Origin of the sequence: Meridianimarinicoccus aquatilis (assembly GCF_004358675.1) — a bacterium.
In the GTDB taxonomy this organism is placed as follows: Bacteria; Pseudomonadota; Alphaproteobacteria; order Rhodobacterales; family Rhodobacteraceae; genus Meridianimarinicoccus; species Meridianimarinicoccus aquatilis.
Genome location: NZ_SMZO01000017.1, coordinates 16,942 through 26,945, shown reverse-complemented (window position 1 = coordinate 26,945; position 10,004 = coordinate 16,942). Strand labels below are relative to the sequence as shown.

Below are 10,004 nucleotides of genomic sequence, written 5' to 3'. Positions count from 1 at the left end.
AGGCAGAGTGCCATGTGGGGCGTGCAGCGCGGGCTGTGCGCCCTGCTTCTTGTTGCCGGGTTGGCGGGTTGTGCGGATAAGACACCGCAGGCCACGGACGTGGATATGGCGCGGTACAGCTATGTCAGCAACGACCCGCCTTCTCTTACACTTGTCACCAGCATATCGAACCGGTCCAATGCCGGGGCCCATTCGGCGTTGATCATCAACGGCCCGGAACGTGTGGTGTTCAATCCCGCGGGGTCGTGGCGGCATCCGCTTGCCCCTGAGCAAGGTGATTTCCACCGAAATTTCTCACCGGCTATGGAAAAGTGGTTCTTTGACTACCACGCGCGGGAAACTTTCCGCATCCGCGCGCAGACCATCGAAGTGCCAATGGCTGTCGCAGCACAGGCGCTGGCAGAAGCGCGTGCCTATGGGTCTGTGCCGCCAGCCCAATGTACCCGGTCGATCACCACAATTCTGGCGAATTTGCCAGGGTTCGAAGAGTTTGCGACAAGCTGGTTTCCGTTAAAGGCTTCGGCGGAATTTGCAGAGCTGCCCGGCGTGACGACCGTTCTTTACACAGATGACAGCCCTGACGACTGGTCTGATCTTAACCTTGAGTTCAACGACTGAGATCAGCCCAGCACCCACAGAAGGGCGTAAAGCGTCACTAGGCCGGCAACCACGGCGGCGATGACATTGCGTGTCCAAAGCCCGACCGCCAAGGTCACCGAGGCCGCAGCAATGCGGGCTGGCTCTGGCGAGCCGCCCGTTGCTTGTGGCCACAGGATCAATGGGGCCACAAGGCCCGGCATGACCGCCACAGGGGTGTATCGTAGCAGCCGAAGCAGCCATGTGGGCAAGGGCCTGTCCCCGACCAACCCCAGAAACGAGAACCGGATCAGGTAGGTTCCAACGCCCAGCCCGGCGATGATAAGCCATACCTGTGCATTGCTTGCGATCATGACCGTTTCTCCAGCGCCAGTTCTGTTGCTGCACCCGCAATCATTGCCACAAGGGCGGCCAACAACAGGCCGGTGCCATAGGGCATTGCGGACAGTGCAAGTGCCAGAACGGCTGATACGAATGCGGCGACCACATGCGGAACTGTGCGTAGGGCGGGCGCGATGAGGGCAAGAAAGGTGATGGGGATTGCGAAATCAAGGGCGAAACTATCGGGAATGGACGTGCCGACCAACGCCCCAAGCAAGGTAGAGCCATACCAGAACGGTGCCACGATCAAGAAGCTGCCCATGAAGAACGCGAAACGCTCGGGTAAGGTCATCGCCTTGTTCTGCTCAAATTCGATCATGCTGATCGCATAGGACTGATCGACCAGCCCATACGCGACCAAGGCCCTTTGCCACATCGGCGCCTGACCCAAATGGGGCGTCAGAGACGCCGAATACATCGCCATACGCAGGTTGACCGCCAGCGAGGTGGCCAGAACGATAAACACCGGGGCGTTGTCGACCATCAGTTGCACGGCTGTGAATTGCGCCGCGCCGGCGATTACCAGCACGGTGAACGCCATGACCTCTGCAAGGTTGAGACCTGCCTCGGTTCCGATCACACCGAACAACAACCCGAAAGGCGCGATGACAAGAATGAACGGGGCGCCGCCCTTCAGGCCGCGTGCAAACTGGTGTCTTGGCGTGGATGCGGTGATTTTGGGTGTGGAGGTTGGCAAGGCTTCGTCCTATCGTGACTGCCGATGTGCTATTCGATGGTGCGAGGAGGTGCAATTGCCCACACGATCCGAAACCTGCGGGTATGTGATTGCGCCTGACCCAACGCGGACAGGCCTGACACGGGCGGTGCGCGGTGTCGACCACACGGGTGCTGAGCAGACGATTTCGGTCGTCGAAGAGCGCCCGCTGACGATCTATTTGAATAGCCGCGAAATTGTCACGGCCATGACCATTGGCGATTATCCCGAATATCTGGCGCTGGGGTTTCTGCGCAATCAGGGAATGTTGTCGGACGGTGATGTTGTGACGGGCATCGATTTTGACGAAGAGCTTGAAGTCGTTGTTGTGCGAACCGCCGTCGAGACGGATCACGAAGACAAGTTGGCTCGCAAGACCCGAACATCGGGCTGCGCCGTTGGCACCGTGTTCGGGGATATGATGGCCGGTCTTGAAGGGCTGACATTGCCGCCTGCAACCCTGCGCACATCGGACCTTTATGCGCTGTCGCACAAGATCAACCGCACGCCAAGCCTGTACCTTGAAGCCGGGGCAATCCACGGAACCGTCCTGTGCCAAGGTGCGGAGCCGCTTGTGTACATGGAAGATGTTGGCCGCCATAACGCAGTGGATAAGGTGGCGGGCTGGATGTTCGATGAAGGCGTTCGTGCGGCGGACAAGACACTTTATACCACCGGGCGGCTGACCAGCGAAATGGTCATCAAAACGGCGCTGATGGGGATTCCGGTGTTGGCCTCGCGGTCGGGCTTCACGGCATGGGGTGTCGAGATTGCGCAAAAAGTCGGGCTGACCCTGATTGGCCGGCTGCGCGGTCAACGCTTTGTATGCCTTGCAGGCGAGGATCGTTTGGTCCGGGACGCCGATGTGTCCTTCGTCGAAGAAGAGCCTCGCAAGTCGCGCCGCAAGGGGGCAGCATGACGGTTTCGGCAGGTATAATTCTTGCTGGCGGGCAGGCACGGCGCATGGGCGGGGGCGACAAGGGGCGATTGATCCTTGGGGGGCAATCCATGCTCGATCGCGTGATCGACCGGCTTGGCCCGCAAGTGGGACGCATGGCCCTGAGCGCGAATGGCGATGCCGCGCGCTTTGCCGAATTTGGGTTGCCGGTGTTGCCCGACACGGTGGCTGGCTTTCCGGGGCCACTGGCCGGGGTGCTTGCCGGGATGGATTGGGCTGCCGACTTGGGGGCCAGTCACGTGATTACCGCCGCAGCTGACACACCGTTCTTTCCGACCGATCTGGGCAGCCGCTTGCGGGAAGGGGCCCGGCGCGCAGGCACGCCGATTGCGCTCGCTGCGACCATCGAAGAAGGGCGGCTCGTGCGGCATCCCACATTCGGCTACTGGCCGGTGGCGCTTCGTTTCGATCTGCGTCAAGCTCTTGAGGATGGGTTGCGCAAGGTTGTATTGTGGACTGACCGGCACGGAGCCACTTCAACGGTCTTTCCGGGCGACCCATTTTTCAACATCAATACGCCCGAGGATTACATGCAGGCCGAACGGATCATCCGGACCACCGCAGAATGAGAATTTATGGTGTTACGGGCTGGAAGAACGCTGGCAAGACGGGCCTGATGGAACGGCTGGTGACAGAGATCACCGGGCGCGGCATCACTGTGTCAACGTTAAAGCACGCTCATCACAGTTTCGATGTGGACCAGCCCGGCAAAGACAGCCACCGACACCGGACCGCAGGCGCAACCGAAGTGCTTTTGGCCTCGCGGGGCCGCTGGGCCTTGATGCATGAATTGCGAGATCGCGACGAGCCGCCGTTAGAGGTTTTACTTGAAAAGCTCGCCCCAGTGGATCTGATCCTGATCGAGGGGTACAAGCGCGACCGTCACCCAAAGGTGGAAGCCTGGCGCGCAGATGCTAAACATGCCCTGATCGCGCCGGATGACCCGACAATCCGCGCCGTTGCGTCTGACACGGTTTTGCCTGATCTCACCGTGCCACGTTTCGATCTTGATGACACGGCTGCGATTGCGGACTTCATTCTTGGTGAGGTTGGGCTGATGCGCCCCGCCGCACAGGGCGAGGCGGAGTGACCGGCTTTGACCGTGTTTTTGTCGTGGATTGGTCCGCGCGGTCTGCCCCATCGCCTGCGCACCCTGCGGCTGACGCCATCTGGATCGCCGAAGCCGCGACAGACGGCTCATGCGCCAGCACGTATCATCGCACGAGGTCAGCCGCGATTGCGGCGCTGACCGAACGGCTTGACGCCTGTCTTGCCGCCAAAGAGCGCGCGTTGGTCGGCTTTGACTTTCCATTCGGATATCCGCAAGGCTTTGCCGCCACTGTCGCCGGGCGCCCCAGCGCATTGGCCCTGTGGGACACGTTAGCCGGGTTGATTTCGGACGGGCCGGACAACGCGAACAATCGGTTCGAAGTGGCGTCTGACCTTAATGCACTTTTCCCCGGTGTCGGTCCGTTTTGGGGGCGGCCTGCGACCTTGGATCTTCCGGGGGTTCCTGAGCGGGGAACATCGCGCACGTTTGATGGATTGCCGGAACGGCGAGGTGTCGAGATGCAGGTGCGCCGGGCGCAGCCGTGCTGGAAGCTCTTTACCACCGGATCGGTGGGGTCACAGGCGCTTGTCGGGCTTCCGTATCTTGCGAAGCTTCGGCACCATTTCGGAAACACTCTTTCCGCTTGGCCGTTCGAGCATACACGCGCCCCCATTGTTCTAGCCGAGATTTATCCGTCCCTGTTGGATCACGCTGTTGAGCTTGCGGCGCAAGCCGATCGTGATGCCATCAAGGATGATCTGCAGGTGCGCGTTTTGGCTAGTGCCCTGATGGCGGCACAGCAGGCCGGAACGCTTCAGGGAATGTTTGATGCGGTGCCAGAAGGCGCGGCCCAAAGCGAAGAGGGCTGGATACTGGGCGTTGGTGCAGAGGCAGCGTTACAAGCCGCCGCCGCCCCGAATCTGGTGCCCCCGCGCCTGGCAGATGATTGTTTTGCACTGCCCCAAGGAGTGACATGGACGCCGGTTGACGAGGCGCTTGCGCTTTTGAAGGCCAGACTACGCCCTGTGGTGCAGTCAGGCCAATGCCCGGTGAACGACGCACTTGGGCGGGTGCTTGCGCAAGATGCGACCGCTGTTCGGTCCAATCCGCCGGGTGCAAATTCTGCGGTGGATGGCTATGGCTTTGCGGCGGTGTCCACCGGGACTGGCAGGCAGGTTCTGCCACTGGTTGCGGGACGCGCCGCAGCGGGTGCGCCATACCCGCATACAGTGCCGCCCGGGTTTGCAGTGCGTATTCTGACCGGGGCTTTGGTGCCAGATGGTGTTGATACTGTTGTGCTTCAGGAGGATGTCGCCGTAGCCGATGGCCAGATCGCGTTTGATGGCCCGATCAAACCCGGTGCAAACACGCGGCGTGCAGGAGAGGACGTCAAGGAAGGGGCTGTGGCGCTTCCCCTCGGGCGCGTCTTGACGCCCGCAGATCTGGCGCTTCTATCGGCGCTGGGACTGTCGCATATTCCCGTGTTTGACCGATTGCGGGTGGGCGTCTTGTCCACGGGGGATGAACTTGTTCCTGCTGGGCAGACGGCTGGGCCTGATCGCACCTATGATGCCAATCGCCCGATGTTGTTGGCGCTTGCCGGTCGCTGGGGGCACGCTGCGGTGGATCTGGGCCATGTGGGTGATGATCGGGCCGCGCTGCGCAAGGTGCTGGATGCAGCAGCGTCGCAAGTCGATGTGATCCTGACGTCGGGTGGCGCATCGGCTGGGGATGAAGACCACGTTTCGGCCCTGTTGAGCGAGGCTGGTGCCCTGCAAAGCTGGCGCATCGCGGTCAAGCCGGGGCGCCCCTTGGCTCTTGGCCTCTGGGACGGTGTTCCAGTGGTGGGGTTGCCCGGCAATCCGGTCGCCGCGTTCGTGTGTGCCCTTGTCTTTGCCCGTCCGGCGATGGCGCGTCTGTCAGGGGCAGGTTGGACCACACCGCAGGGATACACCGTTCCGGCCGCGTTTTCGAAACGCAAGAAGCCGGGGCGGCGAGAGTATCTGCGCGCGCGTTTGTCTGCCGATGGCGCGGCAGAGGTGTTCGCTTCCGAAGGGTCAGGCCGGATTTCGGGACTGAGTTGGGCCGAAGGTCTGGTCGAACTTGAGGACGGCGCACGCGACATCGCACCCGGCGATCCGGTCAGATACTTCCCGTTCGGCAGCTTTGGTTTGTGACAAAGCAGGCTATGCGTCTGCGAAAGCGGCACGGATGCCCTGTATTTCCAAAGATAACAGCACAACGGCTTGCAAAGGCTTGCCCGCGCGCTTTGGGGCGGCAAGAACAGGGGCAGGATTGAACGGAAAGGGGTGAGCGCGTGCAGTCGGACCGGCAGAATTGGGTGACCGAACAAATCCAGTCGATCCGTGAAACGAGCCTCGCGGCGTTGCGGACACTTCGGCGCCGCGGTCCGGACAATATCCAGTTCTGGTTCATTGCCCTTCTGATCGGCACGGCCGCAGGCGGGGCCGCCATGTTTTTCCGCAAGGCGATCGAGGCCCTTCAGACCGCGTTTTATGGCACCTCTGACGTTCAATTGGCGACCGTTGCCGGTACGCTTCCGTGGTGGTGGATTCTCAGCCTGCCCATTGTTGGCGGGCTTGTGGTGGGCATTGTGTTGCACCGGTTCACGCCCGATGGCCGGGTCCGGTCCGTCGCCGATGTGATTGAAGGTGCCGCCATGCATGACGGGCGTGTGGAAACCCGCGCTGGTCTGGCCTCTGCCTTTGCGTCACTGGTGACGCTCTCAACAGGCGGATCAAGCGGCCGAGAGGGGCCAGTTGTCCACATTGCCGGTTTGATTTCGTCATGGGTCAGCGCCCGGTTGCACGCGGACGGAATTACTGGGCGTGAGCTTTTGGGGTGTGCGGTGGCCGGTGCCGTATCGGCGTCGTTCAACGCGCCCATTGCCGGGGCCCTCTTCGCGCTTGAGGTTGTTTTGCGCCACTATGCCGTGCATGCGTTTGCGCCGATTGCAATCGCGGCGGTGGCGGGCACGGTCATCAACCGGATCGAATATGGCGGGGTGACGGAATTTGTTCTGCCCGAAGCGGGGTCACTGGCCTTTTTGGTTGAGCTGCCGGCTTTCGTGCTTTTGGGGCTGCTAAGTGGACTTGTGGCGGCGGCGCTGATGCGGCTCGTGTTCTGGTCTGACACTGTGGCGAGTGTCGTTGCGAACAAGGTCCGGATGCCCGGCTGGCTGCGCCCCGCAGTGGCAGGTGCGATGCTTGGCGCAATCGCGATCTGGTTTCCTCACATCATCGGTGTTGGATATGAGACAACGGCGGCGGCGCTCACTGGGCGCATGATCGTCTTTCATGAAGTTGTCATTTTTGCGGTCGTGAAGTGCGTCGCGGTTGCAATCACTTTTGCAGGCCGGATGGGAGGGGGAATTTTCTCGCCCTCGTTGATGATGGGGGCGCTGACTGGCCTTGCCTTTGGCATGGTGGCGACAGCCATTTTTCCGCAAGTGTCGGGGTCGGAAACGATCTATGCTTTGGCTGGGATGGGTGCGGTTGCTGCCGCCGTTCTCGGCGCGCCAATTTCAACAACCATGATTGTGTTCGAGTTGACGGGAGACTGGCAGACAGGGATCGCCGTCATGACAGCGGTTTCTCTGTCGACGGCGCTTGCCAGTCATATGGTGCACCGGTCTTTTTTCTTGACGCAACTGGAACGACGGGGTGTTCATCTTGCCAAGGGCCCTCAGCAGTATTTGCTGGCGATGCACCGGGTCGGGACCGTCATGGCAGACCCGACGCATCCGGACTATCCGGGCGACGAAGCGGCGCTTGCCGTGCACGAAGCTGGGCTATCGCTGCCCCGGTCCGCCACACTGGGCGAGGCCATGCCGCTCTTTGAGCGCGCTCCGGCCCATTTCGTCGCGGTTCTGGATTGGTCAGAGGAAACTGGCGAGATCGAAGTTGTTGGCGTCCTGTTCGAGTTGGACGCCTTGCGCGCCTATAACCGGGCTTTGGCAGCTACAGCCGCAGAAGAACACGCATAAAAAGGAGTGCCCCCTGAGACGGGCCGCGCCGCACACGAGGGGGGGCGCCAATTATTGTTGTTCGACGTTCACTGGCCCACCGGCGAAAGCAAGGTATCCGGCGATTTGCGCGACGTCCGCATTCGGCGCTTCATAGGACCATGCGACGTTTTCCAATACGGTAGACTTGGTTTCGATGGAATAATACGAAGCCGTGCCTTTATGCGGGCAAGATGTTGTTTTTTCGGTCTTATCGAAAAACGCCATGGCGATGTCCTCCCGCGGGACATAGATGACGGGGGTCATGTTTCCTTCGGACAGTTCCAGCGCGTTGTTGGTTTCGCCGTAGACTGCCCCATTGGCAAAAACGACCCATTTGCCGGGTGCCTTGCGGATTGTGATTAACTCACTCATCGTCAACTTCCTTGTCGTTTCGTATCTTATACAATTCTGTATCACGGCGGCTTAGTCTGGCTGAGATCAGTTCAGTGGGCGCGTTGCCCGATCCAGCCATTCGCGCGCTGCGGGCGATACCAATGGTTCCAGCCTGCTGCGACATTCAGCGTGATATGTGTCAAGCCAGCCCCTTTCCTGCACGGTTAACGCGGGAATGTCGATGGCTCGTTGGTCGATAGGCACATAAGTCAGTGTGCGAAAGGCCAGCATTTCGCGTTTCGGATCAGCACCTGCCAGATCTGGCGCGGGTTCTACCACGATCAGGTTTTCAATTCGCACGCCAAAAGCATCTTCGCGGTAATAGCCGGGTTCGTTGGACAGGATCATGCCTTTGCGCAGCTCTTCTGATCCGGCGCGGGACAGGCGTTGCGGGCCTTCGTGCACGGACAAATAGCTGCCAACGCCGTGGCCTGTGCCATGATCATAGTCCTGCCCTGCGAGCCAAAGTGGGAACCGCGCCAAAGCGTCAAGATCACGCCCCGCAACACCGCGCGGAAACCGGGCGCGGCTTATGGCGATCACGCCTTGCAGCACGCGTGTAAAAGCGGCGCGCGCGTCTTGGCCAATATCGCCGATTGGGATGGTTCTGGTGATGTCGGTTGTGCCGTCTTCGTACTGGCCGCCGCTATCCACAAGCAACAGATCGCCGGGCGCAACGCTGCGGTTGGTGTCTGTCGTGACGCGGTAATGCACGATGGCCCCGTGCGGCCCGGTCCCGGCAATAGTGTCAAAGCTGATGTCACGCAGCTGCCCCGTGGCTGCGCGAAAGCCTTCCAGCGCGGTGACGACATCAATTTCCGTCAGGGGTGTGTCTGGAAGTTTGGCTGCGCGGTCGTCGAGCCAGCACAGGAATTCAACCATCGCGGCGCCATCGCGCAAATGCGCGGCCTCAGCCCCATCCAGTTCGGCTTGCGTTTTGCACGCTTTTGGCAAGAGGCACGGGTCGCGGCCTGAAACCGGGGTCGCGGCCCCCGCTTCCAGCGCGAGCTGAACCGCAAGCGGCGCGCTATCCGGGTCCAACCGTACTGTGCCGCCTAAGCTATGAAGTGCAGCGGGAAAGGCATCTCCGGGGTGTACCGTGACCTCTGGTCCAAGGTGGTTGTCCAGTCCGGTGAGTTTTTCAGGATCTGTAAAAAGGTCTACACGGGCATTTGCGTGCAAAATCGCAAAAGCCTGGACCACTGGGATACGCGGAATGTCGTCGCCGCGGATGTTCAACAGCCATGCAATGCTGTCGGGCTGTGTGAGGATCGCCGCGTCGTGCCTTGTGGCTTTCAGTTTGCTCGCCAACTCTGATCGTTTTTCCGCAGCGGTTTGTCCGGCCAGCGCGTTGGGATGGATGCGGGCCGGGGCAACAGGCGGGGCAGGGCGGTCTGACCAGATCGTATCAAGCAAGTTATCCCGCTCGACCAACGTAACGCCGGTTCCAGCCAAATTCTTGCGCAACTGCTTGATTTCGCGAACTGTGTGCAGCCAGGGGTCAAATGCGATGGTTGCACCACGGCTTGCATGCTCTGTCAGCCATTCGTGTAGCCGCACATCAGGCCAAGGCACGATGTCGAATGCGCTGACATCAGCTTGAGCTCTCGCCTGAACGCGGTATCGGCCGTCGACGAACAAACTTGCGATCTCGGGAAGCACGGCGCAAAACCCGGCGGAGCCTGTGAAGCCCGTCAACCACGCGAGGCGCGCGTCACACTCTGCGACGTATTCCCCTTGGTGCGCGTCGGCACGGGGCACCAGCATCCCTGTCAGCCGGTTCTCGGCAAGGGCGGCGCGCAGCGCGGCCAATCTTGGTGGGCCGGCTTCTGGTCGGGTCGGAGCGTTGAAAGTCTGAAACATGCACACTGCCAAAAGTTGC

At 60.9% G+C, this 10,004-nt stretch carries 10 protein-coding genes; 6 read left to right on the top strand and 4 right to left on the bottom strand.

The window, feature by feature from the left end:
* Positions 1-12 precede the first annotated feature (12 nt).
* Positions 13-618: a hypothetical protein gene (locus tag E2L05_RS09260; RefSeq protein WP_133342633.1), complete on the top strand. Its 606-nt coding sequence runs from the start codon at positions 13-15 to the stop codon at positions 616-618.
* A 2-nt stretch (positions 619-620) separates the two neighbouring features.
* Here the strand turns inward: E2L05_RS09260 and E2L05_RS09255 are convergent, their stop codons facing one another.
* Positions 621-950: an AzlD domain-containing protein gene (locus E2L05_RS09255; RefSeq protein ID WP_133342632.1), complete on the bottom strand. Its 330-nt coding sequence runs from the start codon at positions 948-950 to the stop codon at positions 621-623.
* Positions 947-1,675, bottom strand: a complete 729-nt coding sequence (locus E2L05_RS09250; protein ID WP_394346546.1) for an AzlC family ABC transporter permease — start codon at positions 1,673-1,675, stop codon at positions 947-949. The genes E2L05_RS09255 and E2L05_RS09250 overlap by 4 nt, the downstream gene beginning before the upstream one ends.
* 55 nt (positions 1,676-1,730) lie before the next feature.
* Here E2L05_RS09250 and E2L05_RS09245 point away from each other — a divergent pair, with 55 nt between their 5' ends.
* From E2L05_RS09245 to E2L05_RS09225, 5 genes are all read left to right on the top strand, one after another.
* Positions 1,731-2,612, top strand: coding sequence for a formate dehydrogenase accessory sulfurtransferase FdhD (locus E2L05_RS09245; RefSeq protein WP_394346545.1), 882 nt, complete (start codon positions 1,731-1,733; stop codon positions 2,610-2,612).
* Positions 2,609-3,220 (top strand): molybdenum cofactor guanylyltransferase MobA, encoded by a 612-nt coding sequence (gene mobA / locus E2L05_RS09240; protein ID WP_133342630.1) that lies wholly within the window; start codon positions 2,609-2,611, stop codon positions 3,218-3,220. The genes E2L05_RS09245 and mobA overlap by 4 nt, the downstream gene beginning before the upstream one ends.
* On the top strand, positions 3,217-3,741 hold the full coding sequence (gene mobB / locus E2L05_RS09235) for a molybdopterin-guanine dinucleotide biosynthesis protein B (RefSeq protein ID WP_133342629.1): 525 nt from the start codon (positions 3,217-3,219) through the stop codon (positions 3,739-3,741). Before mobA ends, mobB begins: the two co-directional genes overlap by 4 nt.
* The gene (locus E2L05_RS09230; protein ID WP_133342628.1) at positions 3,738-5,879 is read left to right on the top strand and encodes a molybdopterin-binding protein; all 2,142 of its coding nucleotides are present in this window, start codon (positions 3,738-3,740) and stop codon (positions 5,877-5,879) included. Before mobB ends, E2L05_RS09230 begins: the two co-directional genes overlap by 4 nt.
* Before the next feature lie 164 nt (positions 5,880-6,043).
* Positions 6,044-7,708, top strand: coding sequence for a chloride channel protein (locus E2L05_RS09225; RefSeq protein WP_394346547.1), 1,665 nt, complete (start codon positions 6,044-6,046; stop codon positions 7,706-7,708).
* A 51-nt stretch (positions 7,709-7,759) separates the two neighbouring features.
* On the opposite strand, the gene E2L05_RS09220 is transcribed toward E2L05_RS09225, so the two are convergent.
* On the bottom strand, positions 7,760-8,101 hold the full coding sequence (locus E2L05_RS09220; RefSeq protein WP_133342626.1) for a DUF427 domain-containing protein: 342 nt from the start codon (positions 8,099-8,101) through the stop codon (positions 7,760-7,762).
* A gap of 66 nt (positions 8,102-8,167) precedes the next feature.
* The gene (locus tag E2L05_RS09215) at positions 8,168-9,985 is read right to left on the bottom strand and encodes an aminopeptidase P family protein (RefSeq protein WP_133342625.1); all 1,818 of its coding nucleotides are present in this window, start codon (positions 9,983-9,985) and stop codon (positions 8,168-8,170) included.
* Between the last annotated feature and the right edge of the window lie 19 nt (positions 9,986-10,004).